Raw genomic sequence first — 21,750 nt, 5'->3', positions numbered from 1 at the left:
ATTCAGTTCTCGATCAGTGTGTCTGGTGCCTTGTGGGCATGGAAAGGGCAGCGCGACGGGTTCAGTGATCCCTGCTCCTGCAACTGGTATTGCTTCCATTCAAAGTTGTCTTCTTCGCCGAAGTAACCCAGCGAGTCAGGCACGACGCCGTCGTTGTAGTGGCTGACCCGCTCGCGGATCCGTGCGCGGATGCGTTGGCCGCTCTCGGTCTGGGCGCTGGCGACTTCTTCGAAGCTCTCGCGGGGGTTGATCACGAAGACCATGCTGTCGCCCAGGTTGCGGCTCTTCATCAACCGGTGCGCCGGAAAGTTCATGTTGATGAACAGCGGCATGCCGGCAAAGCAGAACGACCACTGGTTGTCGTGCGGGTCGCCCGGTACGTCCTGAGGCCAGGGCTGCGGGTCGCGGGCATGCACGCCTTGCAGCACTTTCCAGGCGAGCGCCTGCTGTTCGTCGAGGCTGCCGCCAGGTGCGGTCTCGATGAACACCAGCAGCGGCGTACCGATGCGTTGCTTGCGTGGTATTGGTTCGATGGTGCGCACGTAGTCGGTCAAGCCCCTGGCCATGTCATCAGCCATGTGCTCGGCACGGGCAAAGACGATGTGACACGTCTTGGCACCGACCGCCTTGCGGCCGAACAAACAAGGAAATTCAGGATTGGCGAGAATTGCGCGAAAGTGTTCTATGGTTTTGAAGGTCCAGTGACTCGTATTCTGGACATGTTCGGCGGCCAGCTCTAGCGCATCCAGGCGATAGCAGTTTCCATATCCCGTAAACATGGTTTCCCCAGACGTTCTAATGATCATTTCTGCCTAGCTAAGGCTGATTAGCTCTATGTATTTATGGTTTACAGGCATTTTCTGAGATGCGCCCAGCGTTGTAAAACGCCTGGATTTATGACCTACTATTAGTCTCACTCATGCTGCGGACGGCCACAGATGTCAGAACGGATTCAAGCACTGCATGCCCTGCGCGCTTTCGAAGTGGCTTCGCGCTACGGCTCATTCACCCGTGCAGCCGAAGAGTTGGCCCTGACTCAGGGCGCCGTCAGTCATCACATCAAGACCCTTGAGTCGATGTTTGGCTGCAGCCTGTTCGAGCGTCGCGGGCCCAAACTGCGCTTGACCGAGCATGGCCGGCTGCTGGCGCAGGAGCTCAAGGTTGGCTTCAAGATCATCGAAAACGCCTGCGCCTTGCTGCGCCAGGATCGCTATGGCTTGCGCCTGAAAGCACCGTCGACGCTCACCGTACGCTGGCTATTGCGCGCGCTGGATGGCTTCAAGAAGGTGGAAAACAGCTGCAGCGTGCAGCTGTCGAGCGTGTGGATGGACATCGATAGCGTCGATTTTTATTCAGAACCGTATGACTGCGCGATTCTTCTGGCCAACGGTCGTTTCCCAGCCGACGTCGAGGGCTTCAAGCTGTTCGACGAGTGGCTGATTCCGGTCTGCCACCCCGACTACCTGCAAGACCCCAACCCGGATCTGGCCATACTCAGTCAGTGCGATTTCCTGCACCCCTCGACCGACCGCCGTGACTGGCGGCGCTGGCTGGCGCGGATGGACGCCTTGCACATCAGCATCGACCAGGGGCAGGTGTTCGACACGCTTGATCAAGGTATTTCCGCCGCCCAGCAAGGCCTGGGCATCTCGGTGGTGGATCTGGTGCTGGCCAGCGCCGACGTCGCCGCGGGGCGCCTGGTGATGCCGTTCAAGCACGCCGTGGCTACCGGCGACGGCTATTACATGACCTGGCTCAAGGCCAGCCCCAAGGCTCGGCAGATGCTGCGGCTGCGCGATTTTCTGCTGGCCCAGGTGCCGCCGCTGGTGTCCAAGGAGATCAACTACCTCTACGGCTGACGCAACAGGGTAGAATCCCCACTCAGTACGCCGTATCACAGAGGTCATCGCAGTGGAGTTGCAGCAGGGCTTTGTCCTCACCCGACATTGGCACGATACGCCCGAAGGCACCTGCGTGGAGTTCTGGCTGGCGACCGATCAGGGCCCGCGCCAGCTGCGTCTGGCGCCGCAGGAATCGGTGGCGTTCATCCCCGAGCGGTTTGCCGCCCACGCCCGCGCAGTGCTCAAGGGCGAGCAGGGCGCTGAGCTCAAACCACTGCGCCTGCGCGACTTCGAGCAACGCCCGGTGCTGGGTCTGTACTGCCGGCAGCATCGCCAGCTGATCCAACTTGAGCACCGCCTGCGCAGCGCAGGTATCGATGTATACGAGGCGGATATCCGTCCGCCGGAACGCTACCTGATGGAGCGCTTCATCACCGCGCCGGTGCTGTTCAGTGGCCAGCCAGATGCCCACGGCGTGCTCTGCAACGGCCAGCTCAAGCCGCATCCCGAATACCGTCCGCCATTGCGCCTGGCCTCGCTGGACATCGAGACCACCGAGCGTGGCGAGCTGTACAGCATTGCCATCGAAGGCTGCGGCCAGCGCCAGGTGTACATGCTCGGGCCGGCCAATGGCGACCACAGCATCGTCGACTTCGATCTGCACTACTGCGCCGACCGCGCGCAACTGTTGCACTGCCTCAATCAATGGATGGCCAGCCACGACCCCGATGCGATCATCGGCTGGAACGTCCTGCAGTTCGACCTGCGCTTGCTGCATGAACACGCCGCGCGCTTGCAGGTGCCGTTGCTGCTTGGTCGCAACGGCGCACCAATGACCCTGCGCGCGCACCCCGAGCGCAATCATGTGTTCGTCGAAGCGCCGGGTCGCTTGTTGATCGATGGCATCGAGGCGCTGCGTTCAGCGACCTGGAGCTTCCCGTCATTCAGCCTGGAAAACGTCGCCCAGACCCTGCTCGGCGAAGGCAAGGCGATCGATACGCCGTATCAGCGCATGGACGAAATCAACCGCATGTTCGCCGAGGACAAACCAGCCCTGGCCCGCTATAACCTCAAGGACTGCGAACTGGTCACGCGGATTTTTGCCCATACCCGCCTGCTCGAATTCCTCCTGGAGCGCGCCAGCGTCACTGGCCTGCCGGTGGACCGCAGCGGTGGCTCGGTAGCTGCGTTCTGCCATTTGTATATCCCGCACATGCACCGGATGGGTTTTGTTGCGCCGAACATGGGCAGCCAGCCGGATACCGCCAGCCCTGGTGGCTTTGTCATGGACTCGCGCCCTGGCCTGTATGACTCGGTGTTGGTGCTCGACTACAAGAGCCTGTATCCGTCGATCATCCGCACCTTCCTGATCGATCCGGTTGGTTTGGTCGAAGGGCTCAGCCAGCCCGATGACGAGCACTCGGTCGAGGGCTTTCGCGGCGCGCGTTTCTCCCGCACCCGGCATTGCCTGCCGGCCATTGTCGAGCGGGTCTGGCAGGGCCGTGAAGCGGCCAAGCGCGACGGTAACGCGGCCTTGTCGCAAGCGCTGAAGATCATCATGAACGCCTTCTACGGCGTACTCGGCTCCAACGGTTGCCGCTTCTTCGACACACGCTTGGCGTCGTCGATCACCCTGCGTGGCCACCAAATCATGCGCCAGACCCGCGCCCTGATCGAGGCCGAGGGTTATGACGTTATCTATGGCGACACCGACTCGACCTTCGTCTGGCTCAAGCACGCCCACGACGAGCAGGCGGCGGCGCGCATCGGTAAGGCGCTGGTAGCCAAGGTCAACCACTGGTGGCGCGAACACCTGCGCCAGAGCATGAACCTCGACTGCGCGCTGGAGCTGCAGTACGAAACCCATTACCAGCGTTTTTTGATGCCGACCATCCGCGGCGCCGAGGAGGGCAGCAAGAAACGTTACGCCGGCCTGGTGCAAGGCACCGATGGCGAGCTACAGATGATCTACAAGGGCCTGGAGTCGGTGCGCACCGACTGGTCGCCGCTGGCCCGGCAATTTCAGCAAGGGCTGTATGAGCGGATCTTCCGCAACCAGCCGTACCGTGACTATCTGCGCGATTACGTGCAACGCACGTTGGCCGGCGCGCAGGACGAGCTGCTGATCTACCGCAAGCGCCTGCGCCGGCCGCTGGCCGATTACCAGCGCAACGTGCCGCCGCACGTGCGCGCGGCGCGCCTGGCCGACGACTTCAATGCCCGGCTGGGCCGGCCCAAGCAGTATCAGCGTGGCGGCTGGATCAGCTATGTGATCACCACGGCAGGCCCCGAACCGCTGGAAAACCTGCAGTCGCCGATCGACTACGAGCACTACCTGAGCCGCCAACTGCAACCGGTGGCGGACGCGATCCTGCCGTTCGTTGGGGATGACTTCAATGCCCTGACCGGCCGCCAACTGATGCTGTTTTGAGCCCGTGCGGGCACTGATGCGGCAAGTCTCGGCAGGGGCTTTTGATGCACCGACTCAGCTAGCTCAGAAGCTGTACTTGACGTTGAACATCACGTTACGCGGCGCACCCCAGTACACCGAGTCGTAGTTGCCCAGGCCACTGTAGTAGTGTTTGTCGAACAGGTTGTTGACGTTGACCGTGCCCCTGAGATCGCGAGTGAAGTCATAACCTGCATTGAGGCCTACCAGCGTAAAGGCCTTCTGCTTGAACTTGGCGTTCGGATCATCGGTGGTGTACCACTCGCCCGGTTGATAGAACGTGCCGCTCTGCCATTTGAGATTGCCGCCTACCGTGACCTTGCTCCAATCGCCCGGCATCCTGTAGTTGGTCGCGAGTTTCAGCAGATGCTGCGGCTGGTTGGTTGCAACGCGCTCGTCGTCTTCATCATGCGACTCCGCGAAGGTGTAACCACCCATCACATTCAAGCCCCTGAGGACCTCGCCCGAGACCTCCAGTTCGACGCCGCGTGTTTTTACACCTTCCTTGGCATCGTAGATGGAGCGGAAATTTTGCGCATCGTAACCAACTTCAACGGCGAAGTTGTCTTGAGTCAGCTGGAACACTGCCAGGCTGGCGTTGACCCGATCCTCGAGATACGCGCCCTTGATACCGATTTCGTAACTCTTGCCCGTCATCGGATCAAGCGGTTTGCCCGTGGCATAACGGTTGTATGCCTGAGGCTTGAAGACGTCGGTGTAGCTGAAGTAGACGGTATGGTTTTGGTCCAGATCGTAAGTGACGCCGGCATAAGGCACGACCTCACCAGACACGGTAGCGTCTGCCGGTAGTTTGCGATTGGCTGCGTTGATCGTATCGATTTCCCACGTGTAATTGACCACGCGGGCGCCGACGATCAATGACAGATCGTCAGTCGGCTTGAAGATCGATGCAGCAAAGGCAACGCTCTGGCGAGCCTTGATATCGAAGGTTGACCACCACTCGAAATCAGTCGGGTAGTCCCCGTAACCATTCCATTGGAAGACATCCTCGACGACCGGATTGGTCTTGCCATCGTGGCGAACGGATTGAGACTTGGTTTCAGAGTAGTTGTAGCCGACAACCGCCTCGTGGACGCGTCCACCGAGGGTGAACGGGCCTCGGGCATAAAGGTCGAGGCCTTTTTCCTTGCTGGTCGTGTTGAACTTCGAAGCTGTGCCGAATGCCGTGTTCACCGTACCGTCAGGGTCGATGTTGCCGCCGATAAAGCCGTGGGAGATTCTGCCGTCATCGCGGATGCCTTCAGCGCTGACGCCGGACATCAGCTCACGCGAGCGGTACTGACGTCCGCTGGCCACACCTTTGACAATCCAGTCGTTATCGAAGGTATGCGACAGTTCGACAAAGGCCCGCTGAGTTTCCTGGTTACGCCAGGACCAACGGTCGGCGGCGTTGAAATCGCGATCGAAACTGGCGGTGCGTCCGTTCTGATAGAACCCAGGCATCGCGTTGACTGTACTGCCGTCATCATTGTTTTTCTGAATGTCATAGCCGACCGACAGCATCGTGCTGTCGCTAAGGTCCGCCTCCAATACACCATAGAAGGTGTTTTGCTCGCCGGTCAGGTAGTTCACATAGCTGTGCTGCTTCTGTGTACCCACCACGGTGCGCCCGCGGATGTTGCCGCTGTCGGTGAGAGGGCCGGACACGTCGATGTCGGCGGTGTACTTGTCCCAGGAACCAGCACCTAGGCCGAGCTTACCCTGAAAGGTAGTGGTCGGGCGCTTGCGCACCAGATTGACCACGCCCGACGGATATCCGGTGCCGTTGACCAGGCCGGTCGCGCCCTTTAGCACTTCCACTCTGTCGTAGATCAGGCTGTCGCCAATGCTGTAGTTGTCACGCAGAGAGCCGCCTTCCGAGGAAAGGCTGGGCACGCCGTCGAATTGGAAGTTTTCCAGCTTGAAGCCGCGCGAGTAGAAGCTGTAAGCCTCTGAACTCTCTTGGTCGACAGTAATCCCCGGGGTCTGCGAGAGTACATCGGAGACACTTTGCAGGTTCTGATCATCCATCTGCTGGCGGGTCACCACGCTGACCGACTGCGGTGTCTTGCGCAGGCTCAACGGCAGCCGCGTCGCCGCTGCTGTCTCCCCAGTGGTATAGGCGCCCGTTCCTTCGGTGGTGATCCCCAACGCCGCCCCGGAAATGTTCGTTGCACCCAACTGCATCGCACCGCTCTCCGTCGCCTGTGGAGCGTCCAAGGTAATGACGTTGCCCTGCACGCTGTAGCTGACCCCGGTGCCCTGCAGCAGCCGCGCAAGTGCCTGCTCGGGTGACAGGCGACCGGCAACGGCTGCGCTACGGCGGCCTTGCACGATGTCCTGGCTGAACAGAATCTGCATGTCGGTCTGCTTGCTGAGGCTGATCAGGGCGCTGGCCAGCGCTTGCGAGGGGATGTCGAAGCTCATGTCCTGGGCATGCACCTGAGCGGCGTAGGGCACTGCCAGGGCGACGCCCAGGGCGCATGAACTCAGTGTCGGGCGCAGGGCGTGGCGCAGCAGCAGGGCTGTGCCAAGTGGGGAGAGGCGGTGGGGGGCTGGCATGGTGTTAGGCCCTTATATGGCGTAAGTGTTAATACAGTTGCGATTGCGTCTCAATGAAACGCATGGCCATTGCCAAACCGGAAAAATATTTTTCAGATGAGTTCAAACTCGCTGCTGACCTTGACCTGAGGCGCTCGCACCTGGTGGTCAGCTATGTCGAAATAGAAGTCGTTCTGGGAGACAGAGCGACAGAGGACAAAGTGGATGGGGGACTTAGCGAGGAGGGCGGGTTTGCTGAGCTGGTCCGCAAATCTTGGACGAGAACGTCAACTATTTGGGGGCAGCTCAGGCAGCAGCTCAGACACAAGCCGATTCAGATACCCGTCATGACTCCGATACGGGCTGCTTTTCACGGGTGTGTTTAGGTGCAGATTTGGTTTCCTGGACGACGATGTAAAACTCCTCGCCATGCTTCACCGCACCGTACAGCACTGCCTTCTCGATCAGTTCGCTGGCACGCACGTGACGCAGCATCATCGGATCCTTGCGCAGGTCGCGGTACAGCGCCACGCACAGCAGTACCATCACGATCACAAAGGGCAGGGCCACGACGATGGTCAGGTTCTGCAGACCCGTAAGGGCCGCACCGGGATTGGCAGGGTCGCCAATCGCCAGCATGATCGCTGCGACGGTACCCGTCAGGCCGCCCCAGAAAATAACAGTGGTGCGTGACGGCTCTGTCGTCCCGCGTTCCGAAAGCGTACCCATTACCAGCGATGCAGCGTCCGCCCCGGACACGAAGAAAATCGCCACCAGCACCATGACCAGCACCGAAGTCAGGCCAGCCAGCGGGTAGCCGTCGAGGAGCTGGTAAAGCGCGGTGTTGCTGTTGACCACGCCGTCCACCAGCAGCAGGCTGCCCTCGCGCACCGCATCGATACTGGCGCCGCCGAACAAGGTGAACCAGATCAGGCTGACCAGGCTTGGCACCAGCAGCACGCCGCTGACGAACTGGCGGATGGTCCGGCCGCGACTTATGCGGGCGATGAACATGCCGACGAAAGGTGTCCAGGAGATCCACCATGCCCAGTAGAACACGGTCCAGCTGGCCAGCCAGCTGTCCATCTGCGGCCCGCCACTGGCGCTGGTCCGCGCCATCATCTCCGGCAGCAGCTTGATGTAGACACCGATGGAGGTCGGCAGCAGGTTCAACATCAACAAGGTCGGACCCACCAGGAAGACGAACACGGCCAAGGCAAGGGCCAGGATCATGTTGACGTTGGACAGCCACTTGATCCCTTTGCCAATGCCGGACACCGCAGAGGCAACGAAGGCGACGGTCAGCACGGTCACGATGGCCAGGTAGAAGACCTTGCCAGGGTGCTCAATCCAGCCGTTGTACTCCAGGCCGCCGGCGATCTGCAGCGCCCCAAGCCCCAGTGAAGCGGCAGAGCCAAACAACGTGGCGAAAATAGCCATCATGTCGATCACGCGCCCCAGCGGCCCGTTGGCATGCTTGCCGATCAACGGACGAAATGCATTCGAAACCAGCTGAGAGCGACCGCGCCGAAACGTACCATAAGCAATCGCCAGACCTACGATGGCGTACATTGCCCACGGATGCAGTGTCCAGTGAAACAGGGTGGTGGCCATCGCCACCTGCATCGCTTCGTTGGACTGCGGTGCTGCCGACCCGGGCGGAGGCGTCATGTAGTGAGACAGCGGTTCAGCGACGCCGAAAAACATCAGGCCGATGCCCATACCGGCACTGAACATCATGGCCACCCAGGAGACTGTACGGAATTCCGGCACCTCGCCGTCACGCCCGAGCGGGATCCTCCCATAGCGGCTTGTCGCCAGCCAGAGGACGAAAACCACAAACAGCGTCGAGGTCAGTACGAAGAACCAACCGAAGTTGATGATGACCCAGGATTGAGCCGCTGACGCGCTGGCGGCAAGCGAGAGCTGGCTGATGAATCCCCAGAGAATGAATGCGATTGCGGTGATACTGGTGATGCCGAACACGATCCAGTCGATCTTGCCTTCCAGGTGTCGATCTTGCCTGGCTTCTTCTGTCTTGGAAGGGTCGGTTACGCCGAGCGCGAGGGTTTCAGCGCTGTTTTCCATTGCCATAAATTAACTACCCACCTTGATATTTTGCAGGTCTTTGTTCTTGTTTTCTCGGTAACGCTGCAAACAGTCCGACGTCAGTGCGCACTGGAGGCCAGTCGATTATCCCTTTCCTGTTCATGCCGCCTGTTCTGAGAACGTCTACGCGCAACCCTTTTGACGACCTGCGACGACTGCGCTGGATGCAACTGTGCCAGGCGCGCGCCTCAAGTACCGTCGTCAGTACGCTGGGGCGAATCTGTCGCAGACGAATTGCAATCGGCTATGCTCAAACATGACGTAGGCGTTTTGCACAGATGCTGTCGTCCTGATCTGAAAAAGTATCGGAAATCGGCAGTTACGCTTGAGCCAAGCGAGTGTTGGATGACTTGGTTTAGGCTCGGCGGCAGGATCTTTCTCCCCGATCTGTAGTCTTTGGTTCATCGAGAGAATAAGGAGATGTGCATGCTTGTCCGGTCATTGACCCTCGCCACTCTGCTAGCGGTAGCTGGCCCTTTACTTGCCGCCGACAGCGATGCACCGCTGGCCAAAGAATTGGGCAAGGCCAGGCCGTTGGTGGTAATAGCACCGAGCTCGGCTGACCCGACCTTGCGCGGTCTCAACGAGGCGCTAAAGGAAGCGGCGACCAAACAGGCGTTCGATGAGCGTCAACTGGTGCTCTACAGCATTGCTGGCCTGGCAGGTACACGTGAGGGTAAAGACCTCGAACAGCAGACCACCATGGCCTTGATTCGCGAACTTAAACTGGGAGCGAATAAAGGCACAAGGGTCATTCTGGTCGGCAAGGACGGCGTGTCTCATACCTTGAAGAATGACGACAGCGGCGAGAAGCTCGACCCGCAAGTGATCTTCAAGGCGGTCGATGAGCTGCCTGCCAGTGAGAAAGCTGCTGCGGTGGCAGCGCCGGTTGCGGCAGCCGCTGCGCAACCCATGGGTAAAGAGGTCAAGAGCGCCAAACCGGTCAAGCAGGCCAAGCCTGCAGCACCGCCCAAGCCGCTGGAGGATTGATCAGAAAGAACGGTATACACGCGGTACCAGGCTGTATCGCCCGGACGCCGGCCCAGTCTTCAAGGGTTGCGCAGCGACCCTCGGTCCGCGTGTATCACTGTGTATCCACACCCCTACGTGATCCACTCCCATACAAATCCCCAGTCCTCTCGATACATCACCGACACACCACTGCGGCTCAATAGCCCCACTACCAACCGTAAGTGGAGCACCACCATGAAACAGTCGAAAAATACCCTTGGCCTGCTTGGCGCTGCAGTTGTTGGCAGCCTGTTGCTGGGTAATAGCGCCTTTGCTGTAGAGCCGATGAGCCAGGGTTATCAACTGGCAGCCGCCAAGACTGACGCTGAGGGCAAATGCGGCGAAGGTAAGTGCGGTGGCAGCGAGAAAGCTGGCAAGGCCGAGGGTAAATGTGGCGGTGAGGGCGAAGCCGAAAAGGCTGAAGGCAAGTGCGGTGAGGGCAAATGCGGTGCCAGCGAGAAACAGGCAGGCAAAGCCAAGTCCTGACCGTCGACGTCCGTAGGCCTCGATCCTTCGCATGGATCAGGCCCGCGGCACTTGCCCGGAGTGCCAAGCATGAACAACCCACATCTGCGTACTGGCCTAGGTCTTCGCCGTGGCCTGCTACCCGAGTTGCTGACGATGCCACAGGGGGCGGTGGACTTTCTCGAATGCGCGCCGGAAAACTGGATCGGTGTCGGTAGTAGCCATGGCCGTAGCCTGGCCCAGCTGGCTGAACGCTTTGCCATCAGCTGCCATGGGTTATCGTTATCGCTTGGCGGCATCGCGCCCCTGGATCACAAGCTGCTCACCAGTACCCGGCAGTTTCTCGATCGCTTTCAGGTCCAGCTCTACAGCGAGCACCTTAGCTATTGCAGCGATGACGGCCACCTCTATGACCTGTTACCGATACCCTTCACCGATGAAGCCGTGCGCCATGTCGCCGCGCGCATTCGTCAGGTTCAGGACCAACTGGGCCGGCGAATCGCGGTGGAAAACATCAGCTATTACGCCGCGCCGTACCAGGCCATGAGCGAATTGGCGTTTATCCGCGCGGTGCTCGGCGAGGCCGACTGCGATCTGCTGCTGGACATCAACAACGTCTACGTCAATGCCTGCAATCACCGCTATGACCCCCTCGAATTTGTTCAGGGTTTGCCCCGTGAACGGGTGACTGCCATGCACATCGCCGGTCACTACGACGAAGCCCCCGACCTCAAGGTAGACACCCACGGTGCTCCGGTGCAAGAACACGTCTGGGATCTGTACGCAGCGGCCTGTGAGCGCTTTGGTGTGCAGCCGACAGTGCTTGAGCGTGATTTCAACTACCCGCCATTGGCCGAGCTACTCGCCGAAACGGCGCGCATCGCACTGGCGCAGCAGGCTAGCGTGAGGCATGCGGCATGAACCTGCATGAACAGCAACTGCAGATGGCCAGCTACGTGCGCGACCCGCTGCATAACCCACCCCCTGCTGACATCGAAGCTCGCCGCCTGCGGATTTATCGTGAGCTGTTCTACAACAGCATCGAAGGGCTGCTGGCGGCCGGTTTCCCGGTAATGCGAGCCACCCTCGGTGAATTGCCCTGGCACGCCAGAGTGCGCGATTTTTACGCCACTTACCGTAGTCAGACACCGCTGTTTACCGAGGTCGGTGGAGCGTTCATCGACTATTTGCACAACGCTGATCTGGACGCGCCGTGGCAACTGGAGCTGGCCCATTACGAATGGATCGAAGCCCAGCTGTTTCGGGCTGATGATGCGGCCTTCACCGAACCGGATACGGCCGATCTGCTTGAGGGCGAACCCAGACTGTCTTGCCTGGCGCGGGTCTTGGCCTACCGCTGGCCGGTCGATCAGATCGGCCCCGGCTATCAGCCTTCAGCGCCACCTGCGGCGCCGACCTTGTTGCTGGTGTATCGCGATCAGCACCTGCAAGTGCGTTTCGCTCGGCTGACCCCCATGGCTTATCAGCTATTGGCCGGGCTCAGCGGCAGCGGCCGGCAGCGCTTGCAGGCGCTGGGCGATGAGCAGGTTCAGGCGCAGGGCCTGGCGCTGCTCAAAGACCTGCATTCGCAGCAGCTCATCATCGCCGTAGATTACTGCGCGGGTGCCTTGGCCTGAACCTCGGCGGGCTTTTTCACCGGCGGCTTCAACCGGGTAACACCCAACAGCACCAGCGCCATGCCCGCCACCTGATACAGCGAAATCTGCTCACTGAGAATCACCCACGACGCCAGCACTGTCAGCACCGGGCCGAGGTTGCCGACGGCGGCTGTCTGTGTCGGCCCCAAGCGCTGAATTGCCAGCGCCAGCCAGTAAATCGGCAGTACTGTGGAGAACACTGCCATCAGCCCTGCATTGGCCCACACCGCAGCCGGCAACTGCGCCAGCTGGCTTACATCCGCCACCAGCAGGTAGTGGGCCAGCACCATCAGGCTGGAAGCTGTACCGCACAACCCGGCCAGGCGCATCGAGCCCATGCGCTTGAGCAGCATGCCGGTGCCGCAGTAATACATCGCGTACGCCACCGCACTGGCAAACACCCACAACGAACCGACAATGATCTGCTGGCCTGCGCTGGCACTGCTGACATCGTGCACGAAGGCAATGCCCAGGCCGAGATAGCACAGCCCCATCGCCGCCATCGTGCGCAAGGTGGGCCGTTCACGCAGGGCGACGGCCTGAATAAGCAATACCAAGGTGGGATAGGTGAACAGGATCAGCCGCTCAAGCCCCGCGCTGATGTACTGCAGCCCATAAAAGTCGAACCAGCTGGCCAGGTAGTACCCAAGCAGCCCCAGCACTGCCACCCGCAACCCATCGGCCGCCGTCAACCGTTCGCCACCCTGGCGTTGGCTGAGCCACAACAACCAGACAAACAGCGGCAAGGCCAGCGCCATGCGCATTGCCAAGAGGGTGATTGCATCCACCGGGGCCGCGGCGTAGGCGAGTTTGACGAAGATCGCCTTGAAGCTGAAGCCCAGTGCCGCGAGCACTGCAAACAGGCTGCCGTTGTCGATCTGGCGTTTGAGCATGGCGTGTAAGCGAGACATGGCGAATCCGGAAACAATTGGTAAGGTTTATTCTGCGCATAACGCGACGCGGTGTAGAATCGCTATTTATCGAACAAGGCTTTCGTTTTTGGAGAAGACCTGATGCACTTCGACCTTGCTGATCTGCGCCTGATCGCGGCGATCGCCAGCAGCGGAAGCCTGAGTAAAGCCGCAGCGACCTTTCCGGTAGCCGTTTCCGCTGCCAGCAACCGCCTGCGTCTGTTCGAGCAGCGCAGCGGTTTGACCTTGTTCAACCGCCGCGCCGATGGCATGCAATTGACCCCTTCCGGACGGCTGGTGCTGGAAGCTGCCCGTGGTGTGCTAGGCGAGGCCAGCAAGCTGCAGGCGACGCTGCAGGAACTGGCCGGGCAACGCCGAATCACCCTGCATCTGGCGGCATCGACGGTGACCAACAGCACCTTGCTGCCTGCTGTGCTGGGGCCGTTTCTGGCGGACTACCCGCAGGTTGATCTGCAGTTGGTCGAGCACAAAAGCATTGATGTACTGCGCGTGGTGCTGGCCGGCGAGTGTGAAATCGGCGTGTATGACGGCAACCTGGTCAACGACGGTGTGGTGTCACTGCCGTTTCGCACCGAACGGCTGGTACTGCTGATGCCTGCCGGGCATGCGTTGGCTGAGCGCGGGCCGTTGCGGCTGGTCGACGCGCTGGATTTTGCCTTTGTCTGCCTGCCGGCCGAACGCGCCATGCAACGCTTTGTCGAGGAGCTTGCGATGAACCTGGCCATGCCATTGAAGGTGCGGGTCAGGGCACCCAGCTTCGAGGCGATAGCGCAGTTGGTCGCGCAACACGCCGGCATTGCCATCGTTCCGCAGACCGCTGCGGTGCGCGCCGAGCAGGAGCTGGCCGTGCGCTGGCTGCCATTGCAGGAACGTTGGGCCACGCTGGAGCTCAGGGTGTGCTTTCGCAGCTGGGAAGGCCTCAGCTCGCATGGACGGCTGTTGGTGAGTTTTCTCACCGGGCAGTGAGGACCCACCCAGAGCCCCGGTGGTCAGTTGCGCCGATCATCCGTGCTGCGCGTCAGTCAATCGAGGAACCTCTGGCGAATCGGTGATTGAATGGACGCTCTCTCTGCCAATGCCCCCTCCACCCGCAGTCATCTGGTCCGGCAGCTGATCCTGGTCTTCGCCGGGCTGTTGCTGTTTGCCCTTTTGGTTGGCCTGGTGTCGCTGTATCGGATCGCTGCCAACCTTGACCAGCGCGAGCAGCAACAAAGCCGTTTCCACGCAGAATCTGCCCTGCACCAACTGCAGAAAAGTGAGCGCACCTTCCTGCTCAGCCATGCCAATTGGCAAGCGGCCTACGATCATCTGGCCGGGCCGGTGGACGCCCATTGGGCCTTCGCCGAAGACAACGTTGGCGCCACCTTGTACAGCGAGGACGGCTACGCTGGGGTGTTCGTGCTCGATGATGACGGCACTCACTATGCGGTGGTCGACGGTGAGCTCAGCGAGCAGCGCTTTGATCAGTTCAGCAGCAGTGCCTACAAGATCCTCACCCAGGCTCGCCAGGCGCCGCAGGCAACCTCGGGCTATATACTCTTCCGCGACTTGCCAGCCGTGTTCGCCGCTGCCGTAATCCGTGCACCCAGCATGCCCCATCACCTCATGGCGCCGAGCGCGGTGCTGGTGTTCGTGCGCATGCTCGATGCTGCAGTGCTTGAGCCACTGGGACAAACCGTAGGCTTGACCGGCTTTGCCCTCAGCAGTCGCCAGGCGGGCGGCGCCGGTTACGGTGTGCTGCCGCTGGAGGGGACCGGCATGAGTCTGAGCTGGCATATTCCTCAGCCGGGCCGCGAGCTGATTCGTAGCGTGGTCCCGGCGCTGCTGCTGGCGGTGTTGTGCATCGCTTTACTGGTGGCGCTATTCGCCCGCTACGCCATCCGTACCAGCAGCGGCATCGACCGTAGCCATCAACAGTTGGAACAGACCAACGCCGCTCTTGAAACCAGCGAAGAACGCTTCAGGGCCGTGGCCGAGGCTGCCTCGGACTGGATCTGGGAAACCGACCTGCAGCTGCACCTGACCTACCTTTCAGCCCGCTTCACCGAACTCACCGGGCATCCATTGCAGGCGTGGTTGCGGCGGCCGATCAGCGCCTTGCTCGACTGCGATACCGCCCATCTCGAACACTGGCTGCACGGTCTGGCCACCAGCGGTGGTTCAGCTACCTTGCGTTGCCACTACCATGATCACCTGGGCCAGCAGCGGATCTGCCGCATAGCCGCACGGGCGATCCTCGAGCACAAACAGTGCAAGGGCTTTCGTGGCACCTGCAGCGATATCACTGATGAAGTGGCTGCGCATGCGCAGATCCATCATTTGTCATTGCATGACCCGCTGACCGGTTTGCCCAATCGCAACAAACTGTTCCGTTATCTGGAACGTGCCGAGCAGAGCACTCAACGTCAGTCGGTGGCCGTGCTGATGCTTGATCTGGACAATTTCAAACCGGTCAACGACAGCCTTGGCCATCCGGCCGGTGATGCGGTATTGGTCGAAGTGGCGGCGCGGCTGGGGCAAGTCACCCGCGACAGCGATCTGGTTGCTCGCCTGGGCGGTGACGAGTTCATCATCGTGCTGGCCAAGCCCGGTCAGCGCGAGGACATGGACCGCTTCTGTGCCCGGGTAGTCGAGGCTATCGGCCGGCCCATCGACATTGATGGCCAAGTGGCCCAGGTCGGGGTCAGCCTGGGCGTGGTGCTATCGGCCGAGTATCCCGGTACGCCGGGCGATCTGATCCGCTACGCCGACGTCGCCCTGTACAGCGCCAAGCATGCCGGCAAGCACACCTGGCGCTACTTCACCATGCAGATGAATGCAGCATTGACCGACAAACGTGAGCTCGAGCACGACCTGCGCGAGGGCATCCCGCGCGGTGAACTGATGCTGCAGTTCCAGCCACGTTACAAGGTCGACGGCGTTACCATCGCCTCGGCTGAAGCATTGGTGCGTTGGCAGCACCCGCGTCAGGGCCTGCTCAAACCGGACAGCTTCATCCCTCTGGCCGAAGAGTCGGACCTGATCGTACTGCTGGGCAGCTGGGTCATCCGCCAGGCGTGCGCCAAGGCGCGGGATTGGCCGCTGCCGATCATGGTCTCGGTAAACATGTCGCCGGCCCAGTTCAGCCGCAGCGACGTCGTTCAGGATGTGGCCGAGGCGCTGCGCCTGACCGGTCTGCCGGCCCATCGACTGGAACTGGAGATCACCGAGAACGTCATGCTCAACGACATCGAAGGCGCGCTACAGACCATGACCGCGCTGAAAGAGCTGGGTATCCGCCTGAACATGGACGACTTCGGCACGGGTTACTCGTCGCTGGGCTACCTGCGCACCTATCCGTTCGACAGCATCAAGATCGACAAACGTTTCGTCCAGTCGCTGGGCAAAAGTGAACGCGACCGCAGCGTGATCCAGGCCATCATCAACATGGGCAACGCCATGGGCATGACGGTCACCGCCGAGGGTGTCGAGACTGCCGAGCAGTTGGCGCTGCTGAGCGACGACCAATGCCATGAAGTGCAAGGATTTTTATTGAGCAAGCCACTGGACAACGGCGTCTTGGTGCGGATGATGCATGAGCAAATCGCCACGACGGAAATCGTGCGCTAGGCATAACCGCGCAGGGTCGCGCAGAACAGGTTCCACCGTGCCTTTTCATCTCCTTCTGCATACAGGCCCGTCAGTCCATGGCGCTCGACCCCCCAACGATGTTGACTATTTCGATAGCCCTTGCCGCCGCTGCGGCGCTGTATCTGGCGATCGAGTGGCGCACCGTGCGTGAATCTTCATTGCTGTACTGGAGCGCAGGCTTCGCCACTATTACGGTCGGCTGCGTGCTGTCGTTGATGCGTTTGCAGGGAATGCTGTTGATCGGCATCTGGTTCGCCAATGGGCTGCTGGTTACAGCGCACTTTTTGTTCCTGTTGGGGGTGGCGCGCTTCACCGAAACTCGCCTGTCGCGGGGCTGGTATTCGATTTTTGTCATCTGGACGGCACTGTTGCTGCTGCCCGAAGGGCCTGAGTGGTCAAAACTGATGCTGCTGGCCAATTCGCTGTTGGTAGCGGTCACAACGCTCAAGGCCAGCTTGCTGCTGCGCCCGCACGGCGTATCGCTGAGTGTTGGTGCGGTGCAATTACGCTTCGTGTTGCTGCTGCACGGGCTGTTCTATCTGGCCAAGATGATCCCGCCATTGATGCCAGGTACGTTGATTGACCTGGCGGCGTTTCGCGGCGAGATCATCCAGATTTCGCTGGTTGAAGGGGCGATGGCGATCATGCTGATCGCATTGTCGATGACCGGCACCGAGCGCTATCGCCGTGAGCAGCAGATCGCCCGCCTGGCCGCGCGCGACCCACTGACCGCAATGTACAACCGGCGCGCACTGGAGGTGCGGGCGCCGCGCCTGCTCGGCCAGGTCAGCGCGGCGCGACCGGGGGCGCTGTTGATCATCGATATCGACAATTTCAAGATGGTCAACGACCTGTTCGGCCACGCTGCCGGCGATCGCCTGCTGGTAGCGCTGAGCGAGATGATTCGCGGGTTGCTGCCTGCCCATGCGCTGGCTGCCCGCCTGGGCGGTGACGAGTTCATCATTCTGCTCAACAACACCAGCCGCGAGCGGGTCAACCAGTTGGGTGACAGCCTGCGCGAGCAGTTCCAGCTACTGACCTCAGGCTCCTATGCAACACCTGCGGCGGTGACGCTGAGCATCGGCGCGAGCTTGTTCGATCAGCCGCCCACTGGTCTGACGGCGTTGATCGAGCAGGGTGACAAGGCGCTGTACGAGACCAAGCGGGCAGGGCGCAACAGCATTCGACTGGTTGACTTGACCTTGAGCATGCCGGCAGCCGACTGAGCATGTCCGTCAACTAATTGACTTTCAATGGGGGTGGGCGGCTTTGGCGAAACGCTGTCACTGCGCATTGATGATTACGGTTCGGGCCATGCAGTCCTTGCAGTTGACTACGGTTTCAGTCGCATTGGCCTGCGCATGCACGGCTGCGGAACCGCAGCTAACGCAGTGCAGCCTGGTGGCGCCTGCTGGCTGACCGGTCGCGTTGCCAGGTGCGGGCAATTGGCTGATGTAGGCAAACAGGGTCTGTTCCAGGCCATGGTCAGCCAGTTTGAGCACCACGCCATGCAGCACGTGGCTGAAGCTGGAACGCGGCGCCTTCACCTCAAAGCCGGGCCAGCGAAACGGCCAACGCTCGTCGACCGCACGCTGGCCGAGCGAGAGCATCCGCCCCGGGATGGTATTGGAGGCGATGTGCTTGTTGACCTGGCACTGCGCGGCAAACGCCAGCGCTCCGCGAATGGCCGTGTTGGTCAACGACCAGATACTGCGTATGGGCAGTTGCAACAGCAGTTGCGCAGCTACCTCACGGGATTTTTTCCACGCATCGAATGGCAGTCCGTGATCTGCCGCGCGGCTGAGAATGTAGGCATACACTTCTTCCACGGCCAAGCGATGCAACGCCTCGACGATCTCGCCATGCCAGGCTGCCAGCGGCCCCTGCGACAAGTCGTCCAGCAGGGCTTGTTGCAGTTGCGCGAGGGTCGCCCGTTGCGGGCCGGTCAGGTAGACATTGACGATCCAGCACACCTTGTCCAGCCGGGGGACCAATGCCGAACCGTTGCTGAAGGCGTCCAGACTTGAACGTGGATCGATCACCAGCACCTTGCGCTCGCGCAGTGCCTGCAACACTGCATTGTCCATGTCCTGCGTGGGCGTCAGGCGGGCGTCGCCGCGCAACTCGGCCAGTGGTGCAATACGCTGGTTGGCCGGGTCGGCACGGGTCATCAGCAAGGCCAGCAGCTGGACTTTAGCGGTGAAGTCCAGCGAGGTCAGTTGCACGCCGGTGACATCGTCGAGCGACCACTGGGTTTGAATCCGCTGACGCCGCTCCAGGGTTTGTTGCCTCTCGTGGGCCATGCGTAACGCCTTGCATGGTGCACAGGTGCAGTAGCGCAGCAGGCGGGTTCTGCCAGGCGGATAGTGGCGATGATCGCAGCCTTTGCAGAAGGCCGGATCAAGGTCCCAGCTGGTCGCTGTCTTGCCCCTGCGCCGCTCGTACATCGGCGTGGCGCAGTAGGGGCAGGTCACGTCTGGTGACGCGACAGGCGGAAAGCTCTTGATCAGGCAATTGGGCGCCAGGTCGAGCTTGTAGCGCTGAATCAGCGCGGCGTTCTTGGCGCCGCCCAGGTATTCCTGGTAAAGCTTCTCGACCTGCTCAGCGCTCAAATGGCGCAGCTTGTTTTGATAGTCCGACAAACCTGATTCCTCCCTCGGAAACATCGCCTTGGCGTGAAGGAAGATCATGCGGCGCATCGATTTGGCCTGGGAAGAGCCCAGAGGGTGGATCCTTCCCAAGCGTTTGTAGGGCGTTTCCCAAGCGTCGCCGTCAGGGCTTCAGCGTACCCGCAGCCAAATGGCGGAGGCATCGTCACTGGCTTTGAACCGCGGGTAGCGCAGGCAGGCCGCATCGTCCTGTTCGATGCGACGCAGCTGCAGCGCCAGTTCGGCCAGACCGTGTTGCTGCAGATGGCTTAGGAACTCAGCAGGGGCGAAGGCTGCGTAGCTGTCCAGCAATGCGCTGAAGCCATCGCTCATGAGGATCAGATCGTCGCCCGCTGCCACGGGCGTGCGGGTGTAGTGGATGGCAGCGCGCGCTGCTTGGGCATCCACGCTCAGCACTGCCTTGGGCCGCTCGCGCGCCAGCCTGCGGTCAGCGATGATGGCCGGTGTGCGCACGCCATGGGCGCCGGTGCCCGGGCCCAGGGCTGCCGCTTCGGCGCTCTCGGCCTGGCGGTCTGGCTCGGGAGTGAGAAAAGCAATGCCTTGTGCACTGCGGTGCAGTACGGCGCAGTCGCCGAGAAAGCCGCAGGTTAGCTGGTCGCCCTCCAGCGCTACTGCCGCAAACGAGGCGCGGGGTAGTTCCCAGTCGGCAACCGGTGGTCGTTGACGCTGGGTGTGGTAGTCACTGGCGACGTGCTCGAACACCGTTTCACACACCTGTTGCAGGCTGCCTGCGGCACCGGCAAACGCCCGCTGCGCGGTCGCCGCCAACCATGCTGCGCCGCCACGTTGGCCGAGCAGGCCTGGTGGGCCGAGGTCGGTGGCGCCGTCGATCACCCACGCGTGCTGGTCTGCGCTGCCAATGCGGTCGTCGTTGGCGACGTCTGGCTTGCCGGCCAGGCTGAGGCTCTGGATCAGGTCGAGGTGCATTTCGATCGGTCTTCTTGGCAGAGGGCAGGGAAAGTTGGACCGGGTGTTGGCCTGTGGGTTCGGTCAGCTCGCGGGCGTGCTCAGCATACCTGATGACGCTGGTCGGATTCGAGCAGGGCAGCGGGTGAGGGCGGGTCACTTTTTGGCAAAATAAACGGCACGCCTCGCTGCACTGGCGCAAGGCGGATTGTTCAGATGACTTTCACCGCGCGGCCAATGAACTGAATCGGTCCGGTCGGTTTGCCGGTTGGCGATCCGCCTGGATTCTCCAGTGTCAGCTCGAACAACTGATTGGCTTCAAGCGGCGGCAGCTTGTCCAGCGGCACCGAAATCTTTTCGCCAGGCTGCACCAGCCCCAGCGATACCGGCCCTTGCCAGTTGTCGCCCTTGGTCCAGAACTGCAGGGTCTTGTCAGCCGGCACAGTGACCTGGCCAAGCGGAATCAGCTCGACCTCACGCGGACTGCTGGCCTGGATTACCCAGCCAGGGGCGCGGTCCTGCGGGGCCACCAGTACCACCAGATAGGAGGTCTGCGGCGGCGTGACAGTTTGGGTAAACATGGCCAAGGCCATCACCAGGCTCGCCGCCAGGCCAGCGCCCGCCAGGCCACGCCACAGCGGCAGCAGGTTCCACCAGGAAGTGCTCACGCTGGGTTCGGGGGCTGCTGCACGTGGGGTGAGGTTGTCCAGGCTGCGGCCAATGCGCTGCCAAAGCTGCATCGAGGGTTGTTGCGTCGGCGCCAGGGTCGTCAACTCCAGCAGGCGCTGCTCCCAGGCATCGACAGCGGCGCGCAGGGCACCGTCGTCGGCCAGGCGTGTGTGCACGGCCGCACGTTGCTCGGCATCGAGCGTGCCCAGCACGTATTCACCGGCCAGTTGCTCCAGCTCATCAGCGTTGCTCTGGTCGTTGTTCATCCCATGCACTCCCGCAATGCTGCCAGACTGCGCTTGATCCAGGCCTTGACTGTGCCCAGCGGCGTGCTCATGCGCTGGGCGATTTCTGCATGGGTGCAGCCGTCGACATAGGCGTGCAGGATGCAGTCGCGCCGCGCCGGCTCCAGCTGCTCCAGGCAGTGGTAAATCCGCGCCGAGTGCGCCTGCGCGGTAAAGTCCACTGGCTGCCACTGGGCAGAGGCTTGCAGCGCCTCGTCGTGTTGCTCATCCAGAGGCACCTGGCGGGCGCCATCCCGTACGAAGTTCAATGCCAGATGCCGGGTGACGCTGTAGATCCAGCCACGTGCCGAACCTCTGTCTGGATCAAAGCTTGCGGCATGCGTCCAGATGCGCACGAAGGCGTCGTGGACGATGTCTTCAGCCACCGCCGGTTCGCGTGCGATGCGCAGGGCGACGCCGAGCAAACGCGCGCTTTCCTGCTGATACAGTTCGCGCAGGGCTCTACGATCACCTGCAGCGCAGGCCAGCAGGCAACGTTGATAGTCAAACGCGGGTTCAGGCAAGGACAAATTCTGTTCAGCCATTGGCAAAGGTTGCGGACCCCAGCCGGCTGGCCGGGGTTTGT

The 21,750-nt window shown here is 61.3% G+C and carries 17 protein-coding genes; 9 read left to right on the top strand and 8 right to left on the bottom strand.

Going from position 1 to position 21,750, the window contains the following annotated elements; all coding sequences use genetic code 11:
• Positions 1-2: 2 nt before the first annotated feature.
• Positions 3-779 carry a YqcI/YcgG family protein gene (locus ACQZ2L_RS09880; RefSeq protein ID WP_430325886.1) on the bottom strand — a complete coding sequence of 259 codons (777 nt, stop codon included), beginning with the start codon at positions 777-779 and terminating at the stop codon, positions 3-5.
• 159 nt (positions 780-938) lie between these two features.
• On the opposite strand from ACQZ2L_RS09880, the gene ACQZ2L_RS09875 reads away from it, so the two are divergent.
• Both ACQZ2L_RS09875 and ACQZ2L_RS09870 read left to right on the top strand, forming a co-directional pair.
• Positions 939-1,859, top strand: coding sequence for a LysR substrate-binding domain-containing protein (locus ACQZ2L_RS09875; protein ID WP_101318503.1), 921 nt, complete (start codon positions 939-941; stop codon positions 1,857-1,859).
• A 52-nt stretch (positions 1,860-1,911) separates the two neighbouring features.
• Entirely contained in the window at positions 1,912-4,272 is a 2,361-nt protein-coding gene (locus ACQZ2L_RS09870; RefSeq protein ID WP_430325885.1) for a DNA polymerase II, read from the top strand.
• A 63-nt stretch (positions 4,273-4,335) separates the two neighbouring features.
• On the opposite strand, the gene ACQZ2L_RS09865 is transcribed toward ACQZ2L_RS09870, so the two are convergent.
• Both ACQZ2L_RS09865 and ACQZ2L_RS09860 read right to left on the bottom strand, forming a co-directional pair.
• Positions 4,336-6,852: a TonB-dependent siderophore receptor gene (locus ACQZ2L_RS09865; RefSeq protein WP_430325884.1), complete on the bottom strand. Its 2,517-nt coding sequence runs from the start codon at positions 6,850-6,852 to the stop codon at positions 4,336-4,338.
• Positions 6,853-7,176: 324 nt separating this feature from the next.
• Positions 7,177-8,925, bottom strand: coding sequence for a BCCT family transporter (locus ACQZ2L_RS09860; RefSeq protein WP_430325883.1), 1,749 nt, complete (start codon positions 8,923-8,925; stop codon positions 7,177-7,179).
• Positions 8,926-9,366: 441 nt separating this feature from the next.
• Here ACQZ2L_RS09860 and ACQZ2L_RS09855 point away from each other — a divergent pair, with 441 nt between their 5' ends.
• From ACQZ2L_RS09855 to ACQZ2L_RS09840, 4 genes are all read left to right on the top strand, one after another.
• Positions 9,367-9,930, top strand: coding sequence for a DUF4174 domain-containing protein (locus tag ACQZ2L_RS09855; RefSeq protein WP_430325882.1), 564 nt, complete (start codon positions 9,367-9,369; stop codon positions 9,928-9,930).
• 216 nt (positions 9,931-10,146) lie between these two features.
• A complete protein-coding gene (locus ACQZ2L_RS09850) occupies positions 10,147-10,437 on the top strand; it encodes an HvfA family oxazolone/thioamide-modified RiPP metallophore (protein ID WP_430325881.1) in 291 nt (96 codons plus the stop codon).
• Positions 10,438-10,506: 69 nt separating this feature from the next.
• Entirely contained in the window at positions 10,507-11,337 is an 831-nt protein-coding gene (locus ACQZ2L_RS09845) for an HvfB family MNIO-type RiPP peptide maturase (protein ID WP_430325880.1), read from the top strand.
• On the top strand, positions 11,334-12,053 hold the full coding sequence (locus tag ACQZ2L_RS09840; RefSeq protein ID WP_430325879.1) for an HvfC family RiPP maturation protein: 720 nt from the start codon (positions 11,334-11,336) through the stop codon (positions 12,051-12,053). The genes ACQZ2L_RS09845 and ACQZ2L_RS09840 overlap by 4 nt, the downstream gene beginning before the upstream one ends.
• Here ACQZ2L_RS09840 and ACQZ2L_RS09835 read toward each other — a convergent pair.
• A complete protein-coding gene (locus ACQZ2L_RS09835) occupies positions 12,029-12,985 on the bottom strand; it encodes a DMT family transporter (protein WP_430325878.1) in 957 nt (318 codons plus the stop codon). The genes ACQZ2L_RS09840 and ACQZ2L_RS09835 overlap by 25 nt on opposite strands.
• A 102-nt stretch (positions 12,986-13,087) precedes the next feature.
• Between ACQZ2L_RS09835 and ACQZ2L_RS09830 the strand changes: the two genes are divergently transcribed.
• The 3 genes from ACQZ2L_RS09830 (at position 13,088) to ACQZ2L_RS09820 (ending at position 17,862) form a co-directional block, all read left to right on the top strand.
• Positions 13,088-13,972 (top strand): LysR substrate-binding domain-containing protein, encoded by an 885-nt coding sequence (locus ACQZ2L_RS09830; RefSeq protein ID WP_430325877.1) that lies wholly within the window; start codon positions 13,088-13,090, stop codon positions 13,970-13,972.
• 90 nt (positions 13,973-14,062) lie between these two features.
• Positions 14,063-16,615 (top strand): bifunctional diguanylate cyclase/phosphodiesterase, encoded by a 2,553-nt coding sequence (locus ACQZ2L_RS09825; RefSeq protein ID WP_430325876.1) that lies wholly within the window; start codon positions 14,063-14,065, stop codon positions 16,613-16,615.
• A gap of 77 nt (positions 16,616-16,692) precedes the next feature.
• Positions 16,693-17,862: a GGDEF domain-containing protein gene (locus tag ACQZ2L_RS09820; protein ID WP_430325875.1), complete on the top strand. Its 1,170-nt coding sequence runs from the start codon at positions 16,693-16,695 to the stop codon at positions 17,860-17,862.
• A gap of 57 nt (positions 17,863-17,919) precedes the next feature.
• Here the strand turns inward: ACQZ2L_RS09820 and ACQZ2L_RS09815 are convergent, their stop codons facing one another.
• From ACQZ2L_RS09815 to ACQZ2L_RS09800, 4 genes are all read right to left on the bottom strand, one after another.
• Positions 17,920-19,278 carry a hypothetical protein gene (locus ACQZ2L_RS09815; RefSeq protein WP_430325874.1) on the bottom strand — a complete coding sequence of 453 codons (1,359 nt, stop codon included), beginning with the start codon at positions 19,276-19,278 and terminating at the stop codon, positions 17,920-17,922.
• A gap of 138 nt (positions 19,279-19,416) precedes the next feature.
• A complete protein-coding gene (locus tag ACQZ2L_RS09810) occupies positions 19,417-20,232 on the bottom strand; it encodes a protein phosphatase 2C domain-containing protein (RefSeq protein ID WP_430325873.1) in 816 nt (271 codons plus the stop codon).
• A 191-nt stretch (positions 20,233-20,423) separates the two neighbouring features.
• On the bottom strand, positions 20,424-21,146 hold the full coding sequence (locus tag ACQZ2L_RS09805) for an anti-sigma factor (RefSeq protein WP_430325872.1): 723 nt from the start codon (positions 21,144-21,146) through the stop codon (positions 20,424-20,426).
• Positions 21,143-21,688: a sigma-70 family RNA polymerase sigma factor gene (locus tag ACQZ2L_RS09800; protein ID WP_242548634.1), complete on the bottom strand. Its 546-nt coding sequence runs from the start codon at positions 21,686-21,688 to the stop codon at positions 21,143-21,145. Before ACQZ2L_RS09800 ends, ACQZ2L_RS09805 begins: the two co-directional genes overlap by 4 nt.
• Positions 21,689-21,750: the final 62 nt, after the last annotated feature.

It is taken from the genome of Pseudomonas shirazensis (assembly GCF_050496565.1).
GTDB lineage: Bacteria > Pseudomonadota > Gammaproteobacteria > Pseudomonadales > Pseudomonadaceae > Aquipseudomonas > Aquipseudomonas shirazensis_A.
The sequence above is the reverse complement of the archived record's forward strand: the minus strand, read 5'-3'. Positions and strand labels throughout refer to the sequence as shown.